This is a genomic window from Streptomyces sp. NPDC041940, from assembly GCF_055589465.1.
Genome location: NZ_JBVJBP010000030.1, coordinates 44,104 through 64,970, shown reverse-complemented (window position 1 = coordinate 64,970; position 20,867 = coordinate 44,104). Strand labels below are relative to the sequence as shown.

Sequence of the window (20,867 nt, the reverse complement as noted above, 5' to 3'; positions counted from 1 at the left end):
GGTGCGGCGATTGAGGAAGGCAAGCACCGTCCGCCGGTGTCGGCGTCAATGCTCCCGTGCGCCCCCGGTCCGTCAGTCGTGTGCCTCGCGGTGCGCGAAGGCGGCGCGCAGCTCCGGTTCGCCGATCGCGCGGACCCCGCGTACGGCCACGGAGGTGAGGTACGTACGGTCGTCGGCGCCGCCGTCCGCGTTCCGGGCCAGTGCGCCGAGCAGCCGCTGACCCGCCGGGGAGGCCCAGCGCGAGTACGGGTGGATCTCGACTCGCGCGACGGCGAGGCAGCTCAGGGTCAGTGCGAGCGGCAGTGCGAACCACAGGGCGACCAGGTGGCGCGGCATGTCCGGCGGGGCGGGCGTCAGCAGCGCGGCGACGCCGAGACCGAGCACGGCGACCGCCGCCGCGCGCACCTGCCGGACTCCCGCCGCGACCGTCGTACGGGCGCTGTCGGGCACCGCCAGGCCCGCGCGCACCAGCCCGTCGGCGATCCCGCGCACCGCCTCCGCCGTGGCGGCGGTGGCCCGCACCGGTGCGATCCGGGACTGGCCCTCGGGGCCGATGGCCCCTATCACCGACCGCTCCATCGCGTCCCGCCCGCGCGGATCGACGACGGTCGCCCAGCCGGTGTGGGCCAGCAGCAGGCGCCGCTGACGTGCCATGGCGACGAGGGTCACGTCGGCGACCCGCCGGGGGCCGCCGGAGAGGAACGCGGCCTCGTACAGGGTGAGTTCATGGACCCGGCCGGTGTCCGTGTCACCGGCCGCGGCGCGCACGGCGGCCAGGCACAGCCGTGTGCACGCCGTGCCCGCCACGGCCCAGGCCGTCAGCAGGAGAAAAGCCCAGAGCATATGTTGTTTGTATGTGACACGGTCCCGAAAGCACCATGCCTCGTTCACCATCAGGATGGAGTGTTGTCGGTATGTGACGTTCCGTTTCACTGCCCCGGTGGCGGGCGGAAGGCGGGCGGCGGGAGCGACTGGGACGGGGCCGAGGCCGGAGCGGGGGGCGAGGGAGTGCCGCCGGTGGCCATGTCGCGGGCCACGGTGTCGTAGTCGACGTCGCCCGTCGCCTCCAGGGCCTTGATGTGGTCGAGGACCGTCGTGGTGGCGTCGTCGGCGAGGGCGCGCACCAGGGAGTTGCGGGTGCTCGCGCGGACCTGGGCGACGACCGGGAACACCTGACCCTGGGACAGCCGCAGGACGGTGGCGAACTGCCGGTCGTACTCCGCGCCCCGCGCCTCGTCCAGGGTGGCCAGCCACTGCTTCTGCTGGTCCCCGGGCGCGTCCGGCAGGGTGAGGTTCAGCTGGGCGGCGGCACCGCGGACCCGCTCGTCCAGGAACCGGTGCCCCTCGACGAGTCGCCTGCCGGCCGTCCGTACGGCCGGGGTGGTCCCCTTCGTCCGCGCCTGCCGCCCCGCGGCCGGCTCCCACAGCCCGGCCAGCCGCACCTTGACGAGGAAGTCCTGGTCGAGGGCGGAGAGCGGGCCGTAGCTAGTCCGCAGCGTCTGCACGCGCGGCACGTCCGGCGCCGTCCCCGGCCGGCCGGGGTACGGCCAGAGCGAGAAGACCAGCGCGGCGAGCGTCGCCGCGAGGCACGTGACGATGAGCCCCGTGCCGCTGACGATGCCTCGGCCCTTGACGGGGGGTCGGGGTCGCATGGTGGTGCCTCCTGGTACGGCACCGCACGCTAGTGCGCTTCGGGTGCGGAATCGCCATGGTACGGCGGGGTCTACGCCAACCGCCGTACAGGGGCGAATGGTTGCATCGGGGACAGTGCGGGACGACTGGGGGAGGCGCGTCGAGGGGCCTATCTGCGCAAACGGGCCCATACCGACCCGCGGGCCCCGGCGGACCCGACCCGGGTGTTAGTCCCGGCACACTCGGGCGCGCACGCGCGGGGCCCGGCGACTAGCCCACCCGGGTCCTCTGGGCCGCCCGGACGCCGTCGCGGCGGTGTGCCCCGTGGCCGCCGACCGCCCGATGGGCCATGTTGCTGACCGTCGAGCCGATCGGCACCGGCCGGATGCGAAGGAGGCCCCGCGGTGGGTGAGCTGTACATCGACGGCGAGTGGACACAGGCAACGGCCGGTGGACGGCGGGAGGTGGTCAACCCCTACGACGCCTCGGTCGTCACCACCGTCGACGAGGCCGACGCCGGTGACGTCGACCGCGCCGTACGCGCCGCCCGGCGCGCCTTCGCCGAGGAGGACTGGGCGAACGCCCCCTCCCGCCGCCGCGCCGACCTGCTGATGCGCGTCCACGACCTGCTGCTGCGCGACCGGGAGGACATCGCCCGCACCGAGACGCTCGACACCGGGAAGACGCTGACCGAGGCCCGTATCGACGTGGAGGATGTGGCGGGCGCCTTCCGCTACTTCGCCGAACTCGCGGGCAAGGACGGCGGCCGGGTCGTGGACGTCGGCCCGGACGTCCTCAGCCGCGTCGTGTACCAGCCGATCGGCGTGTGCGCGCTCATCGCCCCCTGGAACTACCCGCTGCTCCAGGCCTCCTGGAAGGTGGCCCCGGCGCTGGCCGCGGGCAACACCTTCGTCCTCAAGCCCAGCGAAACCACACCGCTCACCACCATCGCCATGATCCGGCTCATCGAGGAGGCAGGCGCCCCGCCCGGCGTCGCCAACCTGGTGCTGGGCTCCGGGGCGACCGTCGGAGCGGCCCTGACCAGCCACCCCGACGTCGACCTGGTGTCCTTCACCGGCGGCCTCAACACCGGACGGTCCATCATGGCCAGCGCCGCCGAGGGGCCGAGGAACATCGCCCTGGAACTGGGCGGCAAGAACCCCAACATCGTCTTCGCGGACGCCGACTTCGACGCCGCCGTGGACTACGCGCTGGACGCCGCGTTCCTGCACTCCGGGCAGGTCTGCTCGGCCGGTTCGCGCCTGCTCGTCGAGGACTCCCTGCACGACCGGTTCGTCGAGGCCTACGCCGAGCGCGCACGGGCGATCCGGCTCGGCAGCGGCCTGGAGGAGGGCACCGAGAGCGGCCCGCTCAGCTCCGCCGAGCACCGCGAGAAGGTCGAGGGCTACATCGCCATCGGCCGGGAAGAGGGCGCCCGGCTCGTCACCGGCGGCACCCGCCCCGACGACCCCGCCCTGAGCCGCGGCTTCTTCCTGCTGCCGACGATCTTCGCCGACTGCGACCGGTCCATGCGCATCGTCCAGGAGGAGGTCTTCGGCCCGGTCGTCACCGTGGAGCGCTTCCGCACCGAGGACGAGGCCGTGGAACTCGCCAACGACACCCGCTACGGCCTGGCCGGCGGCGTGTGGACCTCCGACGCGAGCCGCGCCCAGCGCGTGGCGCAGCGGCTGCGGCACGGCACCGTGTGGATCAACGACTTCCACCCCTATGTGCCGCAGGCCGAGTGGGGCGGCTTCGGCCGCTCCGGCGTCGGGCGCGAACTCGGCCCCACCGGGCTGCGCGAGTACCAGGAGGCCAAGCACATCTACCAGAACCTCGCCCCCGCCCCCTCCGGCTGGTTCAAGGGCTGACCTTCCGGCAGCACAGCGCCCGCCCGCCCGCGGCGCACCGAACGACAAAGAAAGCAGGGCACGCATGGCCCCCACCACCGCGCACGGCGCCGAGTCCGCCTACGACTACGTCATCGTCGGCGGCGGCACCGCCGGCTGCGTGCTCGCCGCCCGGCTCAGCGAGGACCCCGACTGCCGCGTCTGCGTCATCGAGGGCGGCCCCAGCGATGTCGGCGACGAGCGCATCCTGCGCCTGCGCAACTGGATCAACCTGCTCGACTCGGAGTACGACTACGGCTACAAGACCGTCGAACAGCCGCGCGGCAACTCCCACATCCTGCACTCACGGGCCCGTGTGCTCGGCGGCTGCTCCTCCCACAACACCCTGATCAGCTTCCTGCCGCTGCCGCAGGACCTCGACGACTGGGTGGCCCGGGGCTGCCCCGGCTGGGACCCGGCGACGATCCTCCCCTACCGGGACCGGCTGCGCACCCAGATCGTCCCGGTGGCCGAGGCCGACCGCAATCCCATCGCCAAGGACTTCGTCACCGCGGCCACCCGCGCCCTCGGCGTGCCCGTCGTCGACGACTTCAACGCCGAACCCTTCGCCGACGGCACCGGCTTCTTCTCGCTGGCCTACGAGCCGGAGGGCAATCTGCGCTCCTCCGCGTCCGTCGCCTACCTCCACCCGATCATGGACCGGCCCAACCTCACGCTCCTCCTGGAGACCTGGGCGCACCAGCTGCTCACCGACGACGCGGGACGGCTGACCCGGGTCGCCGTCCGCGGCGCCGACGGGCAACCCGCCACCGTGCGCGCCGAACGCGAACTCCTGCTCTGCGCCGGAGCCGTCGACACCCCCCGCCTGCTGATGCTCTCCGGCATCGGCCCGGCCGACGACCTGCGCAAGCTGGGCATCGACGTACGGGCCGACCTGCCCGGCGTCGGCGAGAACCTGCTCGACCACCCCGAGTCCGTGATCGTCTGGGAGACCGACGGCCCGCTGCCGCCCAACTCCGCGATGGACTCCGACGCCGGACTGTTCCTGCGCCGCGACAAGAGCGGGCCGCGCCCCGACCTGATGTTCCACTTCTACCAGGTGCCGTTCACCGTCAACACCGAACGCCTGGGCTACCCCGTGCCGCAGCACGGCGTCTGCATGACGCCGAATGTGCCCCGGGCCCGGTCCACCGGCCGCATGTGGCTGCGCAGCGCCGACCCCGCCGAGCACCCCGCCCTGGACTTCCGGTACTTCACCGACCCGGAGGGCCACGACGAGCGCACCATCGTGGACGGTCTGAAGATCGCCCGCGAGGTCGCCGCCACCGCCCCGCTGAGCGACTGGCTCGTCCGCGAGGTCGCGCCCGGCCCGGACGTCGTCTCCGACGCCGACCTGTCGGAGTACGGCCGCCGCGTGGCACACACCGTCTACCACCCCGCGGGCACCTGCCGCATGGGCGCCCCGGACGATCCGCTGGCCGTCTGCGACCCCGAGTTGAGACTGCGCGGCTTCGAGGGCGTGCGGATCGTCGACGCGTCGATCTTCCCGACCATGCCCACGATCAACCCCATGGTGACCGTCCTGCTCACCGCCGAACGCGCCGCCGACCTGATCAGCGGCCGCACCCCGGCCGCGGAGCGGAGGGCCGGACAGTGACCGCCGCACCGCCTCCCGCACCGGCCGCCGGCACCCCGGGAGGGGAGCCCGGCTCGGAGTTCCGCAAGGACATGAGCCCCTGGGCCAACTTCGCCCTCGGCTTCACCTACCTCTCCCCGGTGGTGGGCACCTACACCCTCTTCGGCATCGCGATCGCCGACGGCGGACCGCCGATGATCTGGGCGTTCCTGGTCGCCGGCTGCGGCCAGTTCCTCGTCGCGCTGATCTTCGGGGAGATCGTCGCCCAGTACCCGATCGCAGGCGGCGTCTACCCCTGGGCCCGGCGGCTGTGGGGCAAGCGCTGGGCGTGGATGACCGGCTGGGTGTACATGTGGGCGCTGCTGGTGACCATCACCTCCGTCGCGTACGGCGCCGGCCCCTACATCGCCATCCTCTTCGGCTTCAGAGCCACCGTGCACACCACCGTGCTGTGCACCGCCGTGCTCATCGTCGTCGCCATCCTCGTCAACTACATGGGCACCAAGGCACTGTCGACGGCGGCGCTCATCGGTTTCGCCGGCGAGCTCATCGGCGCCCTCGTCGTCGGCGTCTACCTGCTGTCCACCCACCGCCACCAAGGCCTCGGCGTCATCTTCGACACCTACGGCGTCGAGGGAGACGGCTCCTACCTGCCGGCGTTCCTGGCAGCCGGCATCATCGGCCTCTACCAGTACTACGGCTTCGAGGCGTGCGGAGACACCGCCGAGGAGGTCGCCCACCCGGGCCGGGTCATCCCCCGCGCGATGCGCCGCACCATTTACATCGGCGGGGCGGCGGCCACGTTCACCTGTATGTCGCTGCTGCTGTCGGTCACGGACTTCAACGCGATCATCTCGGGCGAGCAGGCCGACCCGGTGGTGGACATCCTGTACGACGCGATGGGTGAGACCGGGGCGCGGATGGTGATGGCCGTGGTGCTGATCTCCTTCCTGTCCTGCACGATCAGCCTCCAGGCCGCGGCCGGGCGGCTCATCTACTCCTACGCCCGTGACGAGATGATCGCCGGGCACCGGCTGCTGCGGCGGTTCGTCCACGCCCGTGCGGTGCCGAGCTGGGCGCTGTTCGTGTCCGCGGCGGTGCCGCTGATCATCGCCTTCGCCTCACTGCTCTCCGAGGACGCCCTCACCAACATCGTCTCCTTCGCGATCCTCGGCATCTACGGCTCGTTCCAGATGGTGGTCCTGGCCGCGCTGCGAGCCCGGCTCAAGGGCTGGAAACCGGCGGGGGAGTTCACCCTGGGCCGCTGGGGCCTCGCGGTGAACATCGCCGCGCTGGCCTACGGCATCCTCGCCATCATCAACATCTGCTGGGCCCGTAGCCCGGAGAAGGCCTGGTGGGAGAACTGGATCGTCCTGCTGTGCGGCGGCGTGGTGCTGGGGAGCGGCCTGCTCTACATGTTCACGACGCACCACTATGGCCGGGGCGATGCTCCGGCGGGCGACGCGGTACCGGAGAAGCAGGCTGCCAAGAGGTAGAGGTAGAGGGCTCTCCTCAACGCCGCAGCAGGACCCTGCGCGTGGCGCGAGCGAGTCGGTGGACCGGACGCCGGGAACGCGGCGCGGGCCCCGACCGCTCCAGCCACCACTCCCGTAGTTCCCGCCGCGACTGCGCGTCCCCGGGCCGCCCGGCGGACAGCAGGTGCTCGGCGAAGGTGAGGGCGTCGCGTCGGTAGCCGTCGGTCATCGGGTGGGTCTGGGCGTAGCCGAGGAAGGCGGTGCGGTAGTCCGCTCCGAGGATCACCGGCAGCTCGGGCGCGACCTTCCCCACGACATCCGCCCGCTTCGCGGCGAGCGCCCGCGCCTGCACGCCGACCCGTACCCGGTCGAACCCCTCGGGCACGGGCGTCCCCGCGACCAGCGCGGACAGCAACGCGGCCTGCGCCAGCCCCACCCGCTCACGTGCACCGGGGTGGGGCAGGTCGAAGGCGCCCCGTGTCGCCCCGACCGCCCCGGTCTCATGGCCCCGCACCCCGGCACCGGCGAGCAGCCGGCCGTCGGTGGCCCGGGTCTCTTCGCTGGGTCGTCCGGCGTCGGCGTGCGGCTGGTCTTCGGTGGCCCGGGTCTCTTCGCTGGGTCGTCCGGCGTCGGCGCGCGGCCGGCCCTCGGCGTCCTGGGGCTCGTTGCCGGGCCCCTCGGTGTCGCCCCCCGCCAGCTGCTCGCCCTCCGCGCGCCGGGCCTCCCGGGTCCGCCCGGACGGGTCCGCTGCCCCGAGCGCCTCGCCGTTCCCGGGTCCGAACGCCCCCGCCCGGCGCGTGGCCGCGCTGCCCGCTTCCAGGAGCCGTGTCTTCACGCGTTCGACCGCGCCCGTCTCCAGTGCCCGTCGGATCGAGCCCAGTTCGTGCTCCAGCTCCGCCGGTTCCGGGAAGTTCTCGTCGCGTTCCAGGAGGACGCCCGGGGGACAGACGCGGGAGGCGAGGTCGGTCAGGATGTCGAGGACCGGCCGGGGGACGGGGTGGGCGTGGCTGTCGTGCCAGACGCCGTCGCGTTCGAAGCCGCCCGCGACATGGACGTAGGCGATGGCCTCCAGGGGCAGCTCGGCGAGGGCCTTGGCCGGGTCCTCGCCGCGGTTGACGTGGTTGGTGTGCAGGTTGGCCACGTCGATGAGGAGACGGACCCCCGTACGGTCGGCCAGGTCGTACAGGAACTGGCCCTCCGTCATCTCCTCGCCCGGCCAGGAGATCAGCGCGGCGATGTTCTCGACGGCCAGCGGCACCGGAAGCGACTCCTGGGCGATGCGGACGTTCTCGCAGAGGACGTCGAGGGCGTCCCGGGTCCGGGGAACGGGCAGCAGATGGCCCGCCTCCAGGCGCGGGGACGCCGTCAGCGCACCGCCCGCCCGGACGAACGCGATGTGCTCGGTGACCAGCGGCGAGCCGAGCGCCTCCACCCGCTCGGCCAGCGCGGCCAGCCGGTCCTCGTCGGGCCGGTCCGCGCCCCCGAGGCCCAGCGAGACACCGTGCGGCACCACGGTGACGCCGCGCTCGCGCAGCCGCTCCAGCGACTCGGGCAGGTGCCCGGGACAGACGTTCTCGGCCACGGCCTCGACCCAGTCGATCCCCGGCATGCGCTCCACGGCGTCCGCGATCTCCGGCCGCCACCCGATGCCTGTCCCCAGTCGCTCCATTCGTCCCCCTCCTCCGCACGGCCCGATCCTCGAACGTGAGGGGGGTATGGCCCAGCCGCCCGGCCCCGAACCCTGCCACCGACGGCTTCAGAGGAATATTTGAGGTTCACCGACGGAGGCACCGGGCTCGCGCCACCCCCTGATGCGTCGTAGACCGGACGTATGCGCGACGGCAGCGAGCAGGCGCACCACCCCGCGCGAAAGCGCGGACGGGACCCGGGGCATCCGGCCGTGGTCCGGTCGCTGTGGGCCGGTGCCGGGGCCCTGGTCCTGGCCGGGGGCACGGCCTACTTCCTGCTCCCGCTGGAGGGCCTCGCCGCCGACCGCCCCTGGCTGGGCTGGCCGCTGTTCGTCCTGTGCCTGGGGCTGGTGGCCGCGCTGCTGCTGCGTCAGGTGCGCGACATCGTGCTGGAGAAGCCGCACACCCGGTCGGGCCTGGTGATCTCGCTGCTGATGTGCCTGGCCGTGCTGGTCTTCTCGTCCGGCTACTACGCGCTCGCCCAGCAGCCGGGCCAGTTCACCGGCCTGCGCACCCGGGTCGACGCGCTGTACTTCACCGTCGTCACGCTCGCGACCGTCGGCTACGGCGACATCACCCCGAGCGGGCAGGAGGCCCGCATGGTGGCGGTCGTCCAGATCGTGTACACGTTCGTCTTCCTCACGGCGGCGGCCACCGCGCTGACGCGCCATCTGCACATGGTCGTCGCCCAGCGCGACCGGCGTCCGCCGCCGTCGTCCTCCTGAACCCGGACGGCGGCTACGCCGGGCGGGAGGCGCGGTAGTTGAACACCGACCACAGCACGAACAGACCGGTCACGATCATGATGATCGACCAGAACGGCTGGTACGGCAGCCAGATGAAGTTCGCGATCAGTGCCAGCCCGACCACGCAGGCGCCGGCGACCCGCGCCCACAGGGCGCCGGTGAACAGACCGAACCCGGCCACCACCACGAGCACCCCGACGACCAGATGGATCCAGCCCCACGCGGTCAGGTCGAACGCGAAGACGTACTCGCCGAAGCTCGTGTACACCTCGTCGTTCGCGATCGCGGCGATGCCCTGGAGCACCGCGAAGAGGCCGTAGACGACCATCAGGGTGCCGCCGAGAGTGAGGCCACCGGCCGCCAACGGGTCGCCGTCACCCCGGTCGCCGGGCGCGTTGTCGGGGGCGGGCGGAGCGGGGGGAGGGGGCGCGGCACTGGTCATGGCTGCCTCCTGGATCGGATGTCTGGTAACCCCACTGGAGCACCCGCCCGCGACCGGCGCGCCCGCGGCTGCGCCGAACGGGTGGACGCGGAGCCGCGGCTCCGTCAGGGACCCGGGCGAACGGTCCGGCGGACCGCGTCGCGGAGCCAGCGGTGCGCGTGGTCGGCGGCGTGGCGGGGGTGCCAGGCGATGCCGATGGCCAGGGGCGGCAGCGGCACGGGGACATCGAGCAGGCCGAGGCCGAGCGCGGTGGCGGCCTCGGTCAGGGGCGACGGCGGGGCGCCGGGCAGCGCGGCGGGGACGAGGCAGACGACGTCACTGCGGGCGGCGAGGTGCAGCGCGGCCAGGTGGCTGGGGAGGACGGCGGTGACCCGGCGGCGGAGATTGCGCTCGGCCAGGGCGGTGTCGAGGGGCCCGGTGAACCGGCCGCGGCGGCTGACCACGACGTGCTCGGCGGCGGCGAGCCGGTCCGGGGTCAGGGTCTCCCGGGCGAGGGGATGACCGTCCCGGACCGCGGCGACCATCCGCAGCGTGACGAGTTCCTCGACCCGGGTCTCGGGATCGACGTGGTCGATCGATCCGATCTCCAGGTCGATCCGGCCGTCGCGGAGGGCCGGCCCGGCCTCCAGTTCCTCGGCCCGCAGCCGCAACGAGATGCCCGGTGCCTCCTCCCGGGCCAGGCGCAGCAGCCCGGGGGCCAGCGCCGCGGCGACCAGGTCGGAGGCCTGGAGGCAGAAGGTGCCGCGCAGAGTGGCGGGGTCGGCCTCGGAGCCGGGGCCGAGCAGTGCCCCGAGGCGGTGTACCACCGCGGCGGCCTCGTCACGCAGCGCCTGGGCTCGGGGGGTGGGGACCATGGCCTGCCCCGCCCGGACCAGCAGGGGGTCCTGGAGGAGACGGCGGAGGCGGGCGAGGGTGCGGCTCATGGCCGCGGGGGAGGTGTGCAGGCGGGCGGCGGCGCGGGTGACGCTCTGCTCGTCGAGCAGGGCGTGCAGTGCCACGGCGAGATTCGCGTCGATGGCCGGGTCCGGGCTGTTCACCAGAGTAATTCCATTCCGGGCAATGATCCCTTGCTGAAGTTCCCATTGTGGCAACGGTGTTGGTCTCCGGAGGATGAGGATCACCGATCCGGCACCCGATCCGTGAGGCTCTCCATGATCGTCATCACTGCTCCCACCGGGAACATCGGCCGCCACCTGCTGCCCTTGCTCCTGGATTCCGCCCCAGCCCTGGGCGAGGAACTGCGGGTGGTCGTGCGCGACCCCGCCCGGCTCCCCGGCACCGTGCGCGACCGCGTCGAGGTGATCACCGGCTCGCACGGCGACGCCGAGGTCGTCGACCGGGCCTTCGACGGCGCGGACGCCGTCTTCTGGCTCGTCCCGCCGGACTCGTCCCTGCCCCCGCACGACGCCTACTCCGGGTTCAGCCTCCCCGCCACGGAGGCGCTCGCCGCCCACCGCGTCGGCCACGTCGTCGGCGTCTCCGCGCTCGGCCGCGGCACCCCGGTCGCCGACCGCGCCGGACTCGTCACCGCCTCCCTGGCCATGGACGACCTCATCGCGGGCACCGGCGTCGCCTACCGGGCCCTGGCCAACCCGTCGTTCTTCGAGAACCTCCTGGAGGAAGCGGAGTCGATCCGCGAGAAGGGCGTCTTCACCGATACCGTCGCCGCCGACCGCAAGGCCCCCTTCGTCGCGGTCGCCGACATCGCCGCCGTCGCCGCCCGCCTGCTGCTGGACCGCTCCTGGACCGGCACGGACAGCATCCCGGTGCTCGGCCCCGAGGACGTCTCTCCCGACGATCTCGCCCGCATCATGAGCGAGCAGCTGGGCCGTCCCGTGCGCTACGAACGCCAGTCGCTCGACGACCTGCGGGCCACCCTCGCCGGCCACGGCCTCGACGAGGCGTTCGTCCGGGGCGTCGCCGACATGAAGCGGGCCAAGGACGACGGCCTCGACGCCGGTGCCGTCCGCACCCCGGACACCGCGACCCCCACCACGTTCGCGCGGTGGTGCGCCGAGACCCTCAAGCCCGTCGTCCAGAGCTGACCCCACTCGCCCCGCACCGAAGGAGCCACCATGCCCACCGAGGAAACCGCCCTGCCCGTGACGGCTTTCATGCTCGTCAAGACCACACCCGAATGGCTCGCCCTGAGCCCCCGGGAGCGGGTGAACGCCTTCGCCACCGAGGTCGTCCCCGTGATCAAGGCCAAGACCACAGGCGTCCGCTCACGCTTCTACGACACGGAGTTCTACTCCGCGCGCGTCACCGACGTCTGGGTCTGGGAGGCGGACGACCACCACGCCTACCAGCTGCTCGTCGACGCCCTGCGGGAAACCCCCTTCTGGGACCGCTGGTTCGAGGTCGTCGACCTCCTCGTCGGCACCGAGAACGGCTACGCGCGCACCTACGGCGTCGACGCCGTAGCCACCATCACGACCTGACGCGCCGTCCTACGGCCGTCCCCCGCGGGCGAGGGCACGGATACGGTCGACCCCCTCCACCGCGAAGGTCTCGCCGGGGGCGATCTCCGTGAACCCCGCGTCACGGACCACCGGCAGTCCGCTGTTCGTCAGTTCCGGCCAGCGGGCCGGGGCGGCCGTCCGTACGGCGAGCGGGAAGCCCGCGTCGTGCCAGGCGGCCCGCTCCTCGCCGGTCAGCTCCCACCAGGCCAGTTGGGCGGCGTGGCCCGCCTGGGCCATCGCCTTGCCGGCCGTCATGCCGAGGTCCGGGTTCACCCACAGGACGGGGGCGGCCGGGTCCGGGTCCACCGGCGGCTCCGGGTCGTCCAGGTCGGTGCCGGAGACCTGGAGCCGGGCCAGGTCCTTGGGCCAGCCGTCCAGCGGGACCGGCGGGAAGACCCGTACCTCGGCGGACTTGCCGGTGACGGTGATGCCGGGCAGCGCCTCGGCCCGCCGCCACTCGGCGCCGCGCGCCCGCCGCACCACCTTGCGGATCCGTGCGTCCTGCCAGTCCCGCATGGCCCGCGCCCACTCACCGTCCCCGGCCGACCGCTCGTCGCCCAGAATCGTCAGCACCGCCCGCGCGGCCGTCTCCAACGCGTCCGTACGCGCCGGCGGGTCCGCCCGCTCGATCCGCACGACCAGCGGCAGCACGAACTGCGGCGCCGTGTCGCGCACCGAGGGCTTTGATCGGAAGGGACTGTCGCTCACGGGCGTCGGGTCTTCGCTCACGAAGCCCAGTGTGCCAGCCGCAAGATCGTGCAGGTCACCCCGAGCAGGCCGTGCGCTGGGCCTCCTGCCACTCGCAGACGGGGCAGAGGGTGATGCCCTTGTACGACTCCGGGTATTCCGTGGGCCTCCGGCACAGGACGCACTCGGCGTACGGGGGTCCCTCCGCCCGGGGTGGCCTGGCCGGGGCGATCAGGCAGTAGTCGTCCTCGCTCATACGTCCAGGGTAGGGCGGTCAGGGGCGGCTGGCCCACGATCGTCCGTACGGCCCGTTCGGTCGCCGGGGCGGCGCTGCGGGTGCAGTGCAGGACGACCACCGACCCGGGCCGCACCTCGTCCAGCACCTGCCGGGCGACCACGTCCGGGTCCGTTTCGTCATGTCGGCGTCGAAGGTGAGGGCGACGGTCCGGCCGCGGGTGCGGGGACCGTGTTCGAAGACGGGGGTGAGGCCGGCCGGACCGGGGGAGTCACCCGGGCGTCAGATGTCCCGCCGCTCCAGCGGCTTCGTCGCCGGGCCCTGGATCACCTTGCCGTCGGTGTCGAAGCGGGAGCCGTGGCAGGGGCACTCCCAGGCACGCTCCGCGCCGTTGAAGGCGACCAGGCAGCCCAGGTGGGTGCAGCGGGCGGAGACCGCGTGCAGGGAGCCGTCGTCGTCCCGGTAGACCGCGACGCGGTGGCCGTCGGCGCGGACCACGGCACCCTCGCCCGGCGGCAGGGCCTCCACGGGCGGCACGGGCCGCAGCCGGTCGCCCACGAAGTGCCCGGCGACCTTCGCCTGCGTCCTGAGGAACGACGGCGCCTCACGCACGGCCGGACGCAGCCGCCGCGGGTCGTACAGCCCGCTCCACGCGCACTCCTCGCCCGTGATCTGCGCGGTGAGCAGGCGGCCCGCCATCATGCCGCCGCTCATGCCCCAGCCGCCGAAGCCGGTGGCCACGTACGCGTGCCGCGCACCCGGGTGCAGCGGGCCGACCAGCGGAACGGTGTCGGTGGGGTCGGTGTCCTGCGTGGCCCAGCGGTGGGTGACGTCCAGGTCCGGGAAGTGGCCGGTGGCCCAGGCGGTGAGGTGTGCGAAGCGGGCCCGTGGATCACCGGTGCCGGGCGTGAAGTGCTCGCCCGTGACGATGAGCAGCCGCCGGTCGCCCTCGTGGGGTGCGGTGCGCACGGAGCGGATGCCCTCGTCGGGCGTGATGAACATGCCGTCCGGGTCCTGGTCGGCGGGGATCGTCCCGGCCACCACCAGCTCGCGGCGCGCCGACAGCCGGGCGAACAGCAGGGCCCGGTCGAAGATCGGGTAGTGCGTCGCGACGACGACGTCCCGGGCCCTGACCGTCGCCCCGGTCGTGGTCGACAGCCGGCACGGCTCGCCCTCGTCCAGGCCGAGGACGGCGGTGTCCTCGTGGATCCGCCCACCGCGTCCGACGAGGTCAGAGGCGAGGGCCAGCAGGTACTTGCGCGGGTGGAACTGCGCCTGCCCGGTGACCCGGACCGCGCCCGCCACCGGGAAGGGCAACCCGGTCTCCGTCACGAACTCGGCGTCCAGCCCGGCCTCGGCTGCCGCCCGTGCCTCGGCGCGCAGCTCGTCCACCCGGCCCGCGTCGCACGCGTACGTGTAGGCGCTCCGGGTCTCCCAGTCGCAGTCGATGCCCAGCTCCCCGACGATCCCGGCCGCGCGCTCGATCGCCTCGGACTGGGAGCGGGCGTACAGCCGCGCGCCCTCGGGGCCACGGGTGCGCCGCAGTTTGTCGTAGACCAGCGTGTGCAGGGCGGTGACCTTGGCGGTGGTGTGCCCGGTGACCCCGGCCGCGACCCGCCCGGCCTCCAGCACCGCCACGCTCCGCCCGGCCCGGGTCAGCTCCCACGCCGTGCACAGTCCGGCGATCCCGGCGCCGATCACCGCCACGTCGACGTCCAGGTCCTCCGTCAGGGCCGGATGGTGGCCGTCCGGTGCCGTATCGAGCCAGTACGAGCTGCTGACCTGCTGGTTCTCGCTCATGGGTCGCCGAGTACCCCCGAGGGTCCGCTTCAGTGGGCGGGCGTGTCGCTTTACAGAAGGAACCGGCGGAGCTAATGTACAACCAAATGGTTGTAGATGAGTTGGGTGACGAGACGGTGGACCGGCTGTTCCACGCCCTGGCCGACACCACGCGCCGGGACATACTGCGCCGCTGCGTGCGCGGGGAGCTGTCGGTGTCGCGGCTGGCCGAGTCCTATCCGATGAGCTTCGCGGCCGTGCAGAAGCACGTCGCCGTGCTGGAGCGGGCGGGTCTCGTCACCAAGCAGCGCAGCGGACGGGAGCAGCTCGTGTGCACGGACCCCGAAGCGGTGGGCCGCGCACGCCAGGCCCTCGACGAACTCGAGTCGGCATGGCGCGGGCGCGTGGACCGGATGGCCCGGCTGCTCGCCGAGGACCCCGGAACCGAAGAGAACGACGCTACGGAAGGACCCGAGAGATGAGTGTCACCAGTGTCGACAAGGACCTCGACCACCTCACCCTCACCCTGGTCGCCGACTTCGCCGCCCCCGTCGAGCGGGTGTGGCGGCTGTGGGCCGACCCCCGGCAGCTGGAGCGCTGGTGGGGCCCGCCGACCTACCCGGCGACCGTCGAGCAGCACGACCTGACCCCCGGCGGGGAGGTCACGTACTTCATGACCGGCCCGGAGGGTGACCGGCACCGCGGCTGGTGGCGGATCACGTCCGTCACCGCGCCTACGGCCCTGGAGTTCACCGACGGCTTCGCCGACGACGACGGCAAGCCCAAGGACGACATGCCGACCATCTCCGTGCGGGTCGCCCTCACCGAGCACGGCGGCGGAACCCGCATGGAGATGCGCTCCCTCTTCGACTCCCGTGAGCAGATGGAGCAGCTGGTCACCATGGGCATGGAGGAGGGCCTGAAGGAGGCCGTCGGTCAGATCGACGCCCTGCTGGCCGCCTGACCTTCTCCCGATCGTCCGCCGGGGCGCCGGGGCGCCGGGTTCCGCACCCGGCGCCCCGGTCGGGAGCGCGGCCGGGGCTACCGGCGCCAGGGGCCCGTCACCGCGAACGTGGTGCCGGGGGTGTAGCAGTTGACGTACATCGTGTCGCCGTCGGGGGAGAAGGTGACACCGGCGAACTCACCCCACTCGGGCTCCTCGGGGGTTCCGATGTTCTGCCTGCCGCGGGCCATCGCGTACACCTCGCCGCGCCGGGTCACGCCGTAGACGTGCTGGGCGCCGTTGCCGTCCTCGCAGACCATGAGGCCGCCGCTGGGTGCCAGGCAGATGTTGTCCGGCGACTCTCCCGGCTTCTGGATGTCGGTGTCGGGGCCGAAGGCGATCACCAGGGTCAGCCTGCGGCGCTCGGGGTCGTAGCGCCAGATCTGCCCGTAGTGGTCGGCCGCCGAACCGTCCGAGCGGCGGGCGAAGGACGACACGAAGTACACCGACCGGCCGCCCCAGTAGCAGCCCTCCAGCTTCTGCGCGTGCGTGATGCCCCCGCGGCCGAAGTCCTGGAACCGGATCGCGGTCTGCCCGGCCAGCGGGTCCGGTACGTCCACCCACTCGATGCCGTCGAACTCGGCGCCGATGTCCTGGATCGTGGACAGGTCGGGCACGCCGGGCACCCGCATGGCCTGGAGCCGGCCGCCCGCGCGCAGTGAACCCCGGCCGCCCAGCGGCTTCTTCGGCAGGAAGCGGTAGAAAAGGCCGAAGGGCTTCTCGAAGGCGTCCTCCGTCTCGTACACCACCCCCCGCCGGGGGTCGACGGCGATCGCCTCGTGCTGGAAGCGGCCCATCGCGGTCAGCGGTACGGCTCCGGTGCGGCGCGGGTCGACCGGGTCGACCTCGAAGATGAAGCCGTGGTCCTTGGTGTAGCCGTTGGTGCCGGCCTTGTCCTCGGTCTCCTCGCAGGTCAGCCAGGTGCCCCACGGGGTGGGGCCGCCCGCGCAGTTCACGGCGGTGCCGGCGATCGCGACGCGCTCCGACAGGACGTGGTTGCGGGAGTCCAGCGTCAGGGCCGTACAGCCGCCCTTGCCGGCCGGGTCGTACGTGATGCCCTCGATCGTGGGGACCGGGATCCTGCCGTCGGCGCGGTTCTCGTGATTGCGGACCAGATGGACCCGGTCGCCCTTGCCCGCGAAGGCCGACATGCCGTCGTGGTTGGAGGGGACCTTGCCCTCACCCGAACGGAGCCGGTCTCCCTCGCGGGAGAGGACCCGGTAGCGGAAGCCTTCCGGGAGGTCGAGCAGGCCTTTCGGATCGGGGACGAGCGGGCCGTAGCCGTGATGGCCGAGGCCCTGTGCGGCGGCGGTGCCGGTGAAGAGTTCGGACAGGGCACCGGAGAATCCGATCCCGATGCCCAGGGCACCCGTTCCGGCGAGCACCTGACGACGCGTGGTGGTGAAACGACCGGTTTTGGTCATGGCGGAACCTTCCTGCTGGCGGACAGGAACTGTGATCCCGCTGTGTCTATCACCTGGTGCGGACGGCGTGAACCACGCGCGTAGCGCGGGTCACTGCTCCACCGCCCGTCGCAGCTCTTCCATGGCCTGTTCTGTCTTGTCGAGAGGGTGCTCCGCCGCGTCGAGGGAGGCCTGTGTCTGGTCGAGGGAAGCCTGTGCCTGTTCGGGTGCCTTTGCCACCTCTGCCTCTGCCTCCGCCTGGGGCTGGGTCTGCCGGCCCTCTTCGTGGCCTCGTTCCAGGAACCGCAGCAGCTCCACCGGGATGGGCAGCACCAGCGTGGAGTTCTTCTCCGCCGCCACGGCCATCACGGTCTGGAGCAGCCGGAGCTGGAGCGCGGACGGCGTGTCGGCCATCTGGCGCGCGGCCTGGGCCAGCTTCTTCGAGGCCTGGTACTCGGCGTCCGCGTTGATCAGCCGGGCCCGCCGCTCACGGTCGGCCTCGGCCTGGCGGGCCATGGAGCGCTTCATCGTGTCCGGCAGGGACACGTCCTTGATCTCCACCCGGTCGATGGTCACGCCCCACTCCACGGCCGGGCTGTCGATCATCAGCTCCAGGCCCTGGTTGAGCTTCTCCCGGTTGGACAGCAGATCGTCCAGCTCGCTCTTGCCGATGATCGAGCGCAGGGAGGTCTGTGCCATCTGGGAGACGGCGAAGCGGTAGTCCTCGACGTTGACGATCGCGGCCGCCGGGTCCACGACCTTGAAGTACACCACCGCGTCGACCCGCACGGTGACGTTGTCCCGGGAGATGCCCTCCTGGGCGGGGATGGGCATCGTCACGATCTGCAGGTTGACCTTCCGCATCCGGTCCACCGCGGGAATGATCATGGTGAACCCGGGCCGCCGCACGTCCCCGTGCACGCGCCCGAGCCGGAAGACGAGCCCGCGCTCGTACTGCTTGACGATCCGCGCCGCCGCGGCCAGATACACGAGGCCACCGGCGCAGACCGCCGCCACCGCCCCCATCAGCTCTTCGACCATGCCGACCTCCTCGTCCAGAGGTCCGATTTCATATGCTTATGTAACGATATGCCCGGACTGGGGTCCGGGGCCATGCCCTCAGGCCCGCGACGGACATACGACCCGCGACCGGCATGCGAACGGCCCGGGGCGCGCTGGAGGGCGCGTCCCGGGCCGGGGTGTCGGTGTCGCGGCGGGCCGCTAGGCCACCGTCACCTTCTCTCCCTCTTTCGACTGCTCCGGCTCCAGCTCGGGCTCCGTGACCTTCACCGGCTCCGTGCCCGTGGCGCTGTGGCGCTCGGCCCAGTTCTCCAGGGCCGTACGGCAGGCGTGGTCGAGGTGGTGCAGGCCCGACAGGTCCAGCTCGACCGGGCGGTCCTGCGGCAGGCTCTCCAGGTTGTCCAGGATCTTCGGCAGCCGCAGGAACGTCGCGTTGCCCGACAGGTACGCCTGGATGGGGCCGGCGCCCTTGTCGATGACCTCGAGCTTGATGTGCGAGGCCTCCCAGGCGGTCTTGACGACCGACAGGGCCAGACCGATCAGGACACCCTCGAACATGTTCACCGCGACGATCGACACGGCGGTGACGGCCAGGATGACCGCCTCGCCCCGGTGCTCACGCCACAGCGGCACGATCTTGCGGAACGGGATGAGCTTGAAGCCCGCGTGGACCAGGATGCCGGCGAGCGCGGGCAGCGGGATCAGGGCCAGCGTGGCCGGCAGGAGCGCCGCGAACAGGAGCAGCCACACGCCGTGCATCACCCGGGACGCCTTGGTCTTGGCGCCCGCGCTGACGTTGGCCGAGCTGCGGACGATGACCGCGGTCATCGGCAGCGCGCCGAGCACGCCGCAGAGCGTGTTGCCCGCGCCCTGCGCCATGAGCTCCTTGTCGTACTGGGTGCGCGGCCCGTCGTGCAGCCGGTCCACCGCGGCGGCGCTGAAGAGGCTCTCGGCGGAGGCGATCAGCGTGAAGGCGATGATCGTGCCGATGATGCCGACCCCCACGCTGCCGAAGGCGTCGAGGCCGGGCGGCTGGATGGAGTCCAGCAGACCCTTCACCTCGACGGTGGCGACCGGCAGGTTGAACGCGGCGGTGGCCGCGATCGCCAGGATCACCGCGGCGAGCGCGCCCGGAACGGCCTGCGCCTGCTTCGGCAGCTTCTTCCACAGCACCATCACCGCGATGGTGGCCGCGCCGAGTGCGAGGGAGGTGAGCGCCTTGGTGCTGCCGAGCGCGTCGGCCGCGGCCCCGGGCAGGCCCAGGATCTTGTCGATACCGGAGGCGGGCGCCTTCAGTCCGGCCGTCGCATACAGCTGGCCGGCGATGAGCACCAGACCGATTCCGGCCAGCATGCCCTCGACGACCGAGACGGATATCGCGCGGAACCAGCGGCCGAGCTTCAGCGCGCCCATGATGAGCTGCAGCAGACCGGCGGCCAGCACGATCACACCGAGCGCGGGCAGCCCGTAGGTGTCGACCGCCTCGTAGACCAGCACGGTCAGACCGGCGGCCGGCCCGGACACCTGGAGGCTGCTGCCCGGCAGGAATCCGGTGACGAGGCCGCCCACGATGCCGGTGATCAGGCCGAGTTCGGCCGGGACACCGGAGGCGACGGCCACGCCCACGCACAGCGGGAGCGCGACCAGGAACACGACGAGGGAGGCGGTGAAGTCCTGCCTCAGGTAAGGGAACTTGGTCATGGCGCCCCTCACAGCTTCTCGAAGGAGTCGGTGTCCGCGCGGTGGTCCCGCACGGTTCCGGTGTGCACTTCGTAGAACCAGGCGTGCAGCCGGAGCCGGCCGTCCGTCAGACGGCTCTCCACGCTCGGGTAGGAGCGCAGCCGCTCCACCTGGGTCAGGACGTGGTTCTGCACGGCTTCGGTGACCGTCTTGTCGGTCGGGTCCGCGCACTTGGGCTCGTCGCAGGCGTGCGCGAGCCAGTCCCGCACGGCGGGGACGCCGGTGAGGTCGTCGCCCCGCACCACCGCGCCGACGGCGCCGCAGTGCGAGTGGCCGCAGACCACGATCTCCTTGACGCCGAGGACTTCCACGGCGTACTCGATCGTGGCCGCCTCGGAGGTGGGGTGTCCGAAGGCGTAGGGGGGAACTACGTTGCCCGCGGTGCGCAGCTCGAAGAGCTCGCCGGGCCGAGCGCCGGTGATCAGGGCCGGGACGACCCTGGAGTCGGAGCAGGTGATGAACAGGACGTCGGGGGACTGGCCCTCGGCGAGGCGGGCGAACTCCTCAGGGCGCTGTCCGTGCGTGCGGGCGTTGTCGATGAGGGGTTGCATGAGTGTGGTGACTCCTCCTGGCGCGCAATGGGGACGCGTCGGACGGGCATGACAGAGGTGGTGGGGGGGGCGGAACGACTCTGTTCCTCAGCAGCGGAAGACCTGAAGCGCTGCCGGTGTGTGCGACGTCGAGGATCTCGACGCGCGATGGTGCGCGGCGCCGGCTCTGACCTGGTCCGGTGCTGTCGGCGGGATGTGCCGCAGCAGGGGCCGCTCCGGCGCGCAGGGCGCGGAGTCGGCGTGGTGGAACCGGTCGCGGGTCCGCAGGGGACCGGTCGGGTCCCCGTGGTGTCCGGCGCGGCAGCCGGCGATCTCGTCGCGCAGTGCCTTCCCGGACTTGGTTCCGGGTCGCGAGGACAGGCCGGAGGGTTCAGTTCCGGGCTGAGCCTTGGCCTCGGCTTTACGGGGTGTGTGCGCGGATGCGAAGGACGCCGTCGGTGCGAAGAACTGAAGGGCGAGCAGGACGGCGGCGAGGATCGAAACCACGGTCCGTGCCGTCGTACCTCGGTACATGCGCC

The 20,867-nt window shown here is 72.4% G+C and carries 20 protein-coding genes and 2 pseudogenes; 8 read left to right on the top strand and 14 right to left on the bottom strand.

The genetic code is table 11. From position 1 onward, the window contains the following. Nucleotides 1–72: 72 nt before the first annotated feature. Both ACZ6I3_RS35960 and ACZ6I3_RS35955 read right to left on the bottom strand, forming a co-directional pair. Nucleotides 73–843 (bottom strand): TIGR04222 domain-containing membrane protein, encoded by a 771-nt coding sequence (locus ACZ6I3_RS35960; protein ID WP_469420464.1) that lies wholly within the window; start codon nucleotides 841–843, stop codon nucleotides 73–75. Nucleotides 844–929: 86 nt separating this feature from the next. Then, a complete protein-coding gene (locus tag ACZ6I3_RS35955) occupies nucleotides 930–1,652 on the bottom strand; it encodes a DUF4142 domain-containing protein (protein ID WP_469420462.1) in 723 nt (240 codons plus the stop codon). Nucleotides 1,653–2,036: 384 nt separating this feature from the next. Between ACZ6I3_RS35955 and ACZ6I3_RS35950 the strand changes: the two genes are divergently transcribed. The 3 genes from ACZ6I3_RS35950 to ACZ6I3_RS35940 all read left to right on the top strand — a co-directional run bounded on the left by ACZ6I3_RS35950 (nucleotide 2,037) and on the right by ACZ6I3_RS35940 (nucleotide 6,614). Further along, nucleotides 2,037–3,503: an aldehyde dehydrogenase family protein gene (locus tag ACZ6I3_RS35950; protein WP_469420459.1), complete on the top strand. Its 1,467-nt coding sequence runs from the start codon at nucleotides 2,037–2,039 to the stop codon at nucleotides 3,501–3,503. Between the two features lie 64 nt (nucleotides 3,504–3,567). After that, nucleotides 3,568–5,139, top strand: coding sequence for a GMC family oxidoreductase (locus ACZ6I3_RS35945; protein WP_469420457.1), 1,572 nt, complete (start codon nucleotides 3,568–3,570; stop codon nucleotides 5,137–5,139). Next, nucleotides 5,136–6,614, top strand: coding sequence for an APC family permease (locus ACZ6I3_RS35940; protein WP_469420455.1), 1,479 nt, complete (start codon nucleotides 5,136–5,138; stop codon nucleotides 6,612–6,614). Before ACZ6I3_RS35945 ends, ACZ6I3_RS35940 begins: the two co-directional genes overlap by 4 nt. 16 nt (nucleotides 6,615–6,630) lie before the next feature. Here ACZ6I3_RS35940 and ACZ6I3_RS35935 read toward each other — a convergent pair whose 3' ends face one another. Beyond that, entirely contained in the window at nucleotides 6,631–8,262 is a 1,632-nt protein-coding gene (locus tag ACZ6I3_RS35935) for an MbnB/TglH/ChrH family RiPP precursor modification enzyme (RefSeq protein ID WP_469420453.1), read from the bottom strand. 162 nt (nucleotides 8,263–8,424) lie between these two features. On the opposite strand from ACZ6I3_RS35935, the gene ACZ6I3_RS35930 reads away from it, so the two are divergent. Further along, on the top strand, nucleotides 8,425–9,006 hold the full coding sequence (locus ACZ6I3_RS35930; protein WP_469420451.1) for a potassium channel family protein: 582 nt from the start codon (nucleotides 8,425–8,427) through the stop codon (nucleotides 9,004–9,006). A gap of 13 nt (nucleotides 9,007–9,019) precedes the next feature. On the opposite strand, the gene ACZ6I3_RS35925 is transcribed toward ACZ6I3_RS35930, so the two are convergent. Together ACZ6I3_RS35925 and ACZ6I3_RS35920 are read right to left on the bottom strand one after the other, a co-directional pair. Beyond that, entirely contained in the window at nucleotides 9,020–9,469 is a 450-nt protein-coding gene (locus ACZ6I3_RS35925) for a DUF7144 family membrane protein (RefSeq protein ID WP_469420449.1), read from the bottom strand. A 104-nt stretch (nucleotides 9,470–9,573) separates the two neighbouring features. Further along, entirely contained in the window at nucleotides 9,574–10,515 is a 942-nt protein-coding gene (locus tag ACZ6I3_RS35920) for a LysR family transcriptional regulator (RefSeq protein WP_469420517.1), read from the bottom strand. A gap of 105 nt (nucleotides 10,516–10,620) precedes the next feature. On the opposite strand from ACZ6I3_RS35920, the gene ACZ6I3_RS35915 reads away from it, so the two are divergent. After that, nucleotides 10,621–11,514 (top strand): NAD(P)H-binding protein, encoded by an 894-nt coding sequence (locus ACZ6I3_RS35915; RefSeq protein WP_469420447.1) that lies wholly within the window; start codon nucleotides 10,621–10,623, stop codon nucleotides 11,512–11,514. Nucleotides 11,515–11,535: 21 nt separating this feature from the next. Beyond that, nucleotides 11,536–11,910, top strand: a pseudogene (locus ACZ6I3_RS35910) (darcynin family protein); the annotation flags it as partial. Nucleotides 11,911–11,919: 9 nt separating this feature from the next. On the opposite strand, the gene ACZ6I3_RS35905 reads toward ACZ6I3_RS35910, so the two are convergent. The 4 genes and pseudogenes from ACZ6I3_RS35905 to ACZ6I3_RS35890 all read right to left on the bottom strand — a co-directional run bounded on the left by ACZ6I3_RS35905 (nucleotide 11,920) and on the right by ACZ6I3_RS35890 (nucleotide 14,653). Further along, a complete protein-coding gene (locus tag ACZ6I3_RS35905) occupies nucleotides 11,920–12,660 on the bottom strand; it encodes a peptidyl-tRNA hydrolase (protein WP_469420445.1) in 741 nt (246 codons plus the stop codon). Nucleotides 12,661–12,694: 34 nt separating this feature from the next. Beyond that, nucleotides 12,695–12,874 carry a hypothetical protein gene (locus ACZ6I3_RS35900; RefSeq protein WP_469420444.1) on the bottom strand — a complete coding sequence of 60 codons (180 nt, stop codon included), beginning with the start codon at nucleotides 12,872–12,874 and terminating at the stop codon, nucleotides 12,695–12,697. Nucleotides 12,875–12,908: 34 nt separating this feature from the next. Further along, a pseudogene (locus tag ACZ6I3_RS35895) lies at nucleotides 12,909–13,028 on the bottom strand (polysaccharide deacetylase family protein); the annotation flags it as partial. A gap of 107 nt (nucleotides 13,029–13,135) precedes the next feature. Next, nucleotides 13,136–14,653: an FAD-dependent oxidoreductase gene (locus ACZ6I3_RS35890; protein ID WP_469420442.1), complete on the bottom strand. Its 1,518-nt coding sequence runs from the start codon at nucleotides 14,651–14,653 to the stop codon at nucleotides 13,136–13,138. An 86-nt stretch (nucleotides 14,654–14,739) separates the two neighbouring features. Between ACZ6I3_RS35890 and ACZ6I3_RS35885 the strand changes: the two genes are divergently transcribed. Together ACZ6I3_RS35885 and ACZ6I3_RS35880 are read left to right on the top strand one after the other, a co-directional pair. After that, nucleotides 14,740–15,114, top strand: a complete 375-nt coding sequence (locus ACZ6I3_RS35885; protein ID WP_469420440.1) for an ArsR/SmtB family transcription factor — start codon at nucleotides 14,740–14,742, stop codon at nucleotides 15,112–15,114. Beyond that, nucleotides 15,111–15,596 carry an SRPBCC family protein gene (locus ACZ6I3_RS35880; protein WP_469420438.1) on the top strand — a complete coding sequence of 162 codons (486 nt, stop codon included), beginning with the start codon at nucleotides 15,111–15,113 and terminating at the stop codon, nucleotides 15,594–15,596. The genes ACZ6I3_RS35885 and ACZ6I3_RS35880 overlap by 4 nt, the downstream gene beginning before the upstream one ends. Nucleotides 15,597–15,673: 77 nt before the next feature. Here the strand turns inward: ACZ6I3_RS35880 and ACZ6I3_RS35875 are convergent, their stop codons facing one another. From ACZ6I3_RS35875 to ACZ6I3_RS35855, 5 genes are all read right to left on the bottom strand, one after another. Continuing rightward, on the bottom strand, nucleotides 15,674–17,059 hold the full coding sequence (locus ACZ6I3_RS35875; protein ID WP_469420436.1) for a PhoX family protein: 1,386 nt from the start codon (nucleotides 17,057–17,059) through the stop codon (nucleotides 15,674–15,676). Nucleotides 17,060–17,149: 90 nt separating this feature from the next. After that, on the bottom strand, nucleotides 17,150–18,079 hold the full coding sequence (locus ACZ6I3_RS35870; RefSeq protein WP_469420434.1) for a slipin family protein: 930 nt from the start codon (nucleotides 18,077–18,079) through the stop codon (nucleotides 17,150–17,152). A 180-nt stretch (nucleotides 18,080–18,259) separates the two neighbouring features. Further along, nucleotides 18,260–19,759, bottom strand: coding sequence for a SulP family inorganic anion transporter (locus ACZ6I3_RS35865; protein ID WP_469420432.1), 1,500 nt, complete (start codon nucleotides 19,757–19,759; stop codon nucleotides 18,260–18,262). An 8-nt stretch (nucleotides 19,760–19,767) separates the two neighbouring features. Next, on the bottom strand, nucleotides 19,768–20,349 hold the full coding sequence (locus ACZ6I3_RS35860) for a carbonic anhydrase (protein WP_469420431.1): 582 nt from the start codon (nucleotides 20,347–20,349) through the stop codon (nucleotides 19,768–19,770). A gap of 87 nt (nucleotides 20,350–20,436) precedes the next feature. Further along, nucleotides 20,437–20,862, bottom strand: coding sequence for a hypothetical protein (locus ACZ6I3_RS35855; RefSeq protein WP_469420429.1), 426 nt, complete (start codon nucleotides 20,860–20,862; stop codon nucleotides 20,437–20,439). Nucleotides 20,863–20,867 lie beyond the last annotated feature (5 nt).

Coding starts and splice junctions, on each gene's coding strand:
- ACZ6I3_RS35955 (WP_469420462.1), bottom strand. CDS start 1,652: ATGCGACCCCGACCCCCCGTCAAGGGCCGAGGCATCGTCAGCGGCACG.
- ACZ6I3_RS35855 (WP_469420429.1), bottom strand. CDS start 20,862: ATGTACCGAGGTACGACGGCACGGACCGTGGTTTCGATCCTCGCCGCC.
- ACZ6I3_RS35865 (WP_469420432.1), bottom strand. CDS start 19,759: ATGACCAAGTTCCCTTACCTGAGGCAGGACTTCACCGCCTCCCTCGTC.
- ACZ6I3_RS35925 (WP_469420449.1), bottom strand. CDS start 9,469: ATGACCAGTGCCGCGCCCCCTCCCCCCGCTCCGCCCGCCCCCGACAAC.
- ACZ6I3_RS35875 (WP_469420436.1), bottom strand. CDS start 17,059: ATGACCAAAACCGGTCGTTTCACCACCACGCGTCGTCAGGTGCTCGCC.
- ACZ6I3_RS35945 (WP_469420457.1), top strand. CDS start 3,568: ATGGCCCCCACCACCGCGCACGGCGCCGAGTCCGCCTACGACTACGTC.
- ACZ6I3_RS35885 (WP_469420440.1), top strand. CDS start 14,740: ATGGTTGTAGATGAGTTGGGTGACGAGACGGTGGACCGGCTGTTCCAC.
- ACZ6I3_RS35860 (WP_469420431.1), bottom strand. CDS start 20,349: ATGCAACCCCTCATCGACAACGCCCGCACGCACGGACAGCGCCCTGAG.
- ACZ6I3_RS35890 (WP_469420442.1), bottom strand. CDS start 14,653: ATGAGCGAGAACCAGCAGGTCAGCAGCTCGTACTGGCTCGATACGGCA.
- ACZ6I3_RS35900 (WP_469420444.1), bottom strand. CDS start 12,874: ATGAGCGAGGACGACTACTGCCTGATCGCCCCGGCCAGGCCACCCCGG.
- ACZ6I3_RS35870 (WP_469420434.1), bottom strand. CDS start 18,079: ATGGTCGAAGAGCTGATGGGGGCGGTGGCGGCGGTCTGCGCCGGTGGC.
- ACZ6I3_RS35880 (WP_469420438.1), top strand. CDS start 15,111: ATGAGTGTCACCAGTGTCGACAAGGACCTCGACCACCTCACCCTCACC.
- ACZ6I3_RS35915 (WP_469420447.1), top strand. CDS start 10,621: ATGATCGTCATCACTGCTCCCACCGGGAACATCGGCCGCCACCTGCTG.
- ACZ6I3_RS35935 (WP_469420453.1), bottom strand. CDS start 8,262: ATGGAGCGACTGGGGACAGGCATCGGGTGGCGGCCGGAGATCGCGGAC.
- ACZ6I3_RS35960 (WP_469420464.1), bottom strand. CDS start 843: ATGCTCTGGGCTTTTCTCCTGCTGACGGCCTGGGCCGTGGCGGGCACG.
- ACZ6I3_RS35930 (WP_469420451.1), top strand. CDS start 8,425: ATGCGCGACGGCAGCGAGCAGGCGCACCACCCCGCGCGAAAGCGCGGA.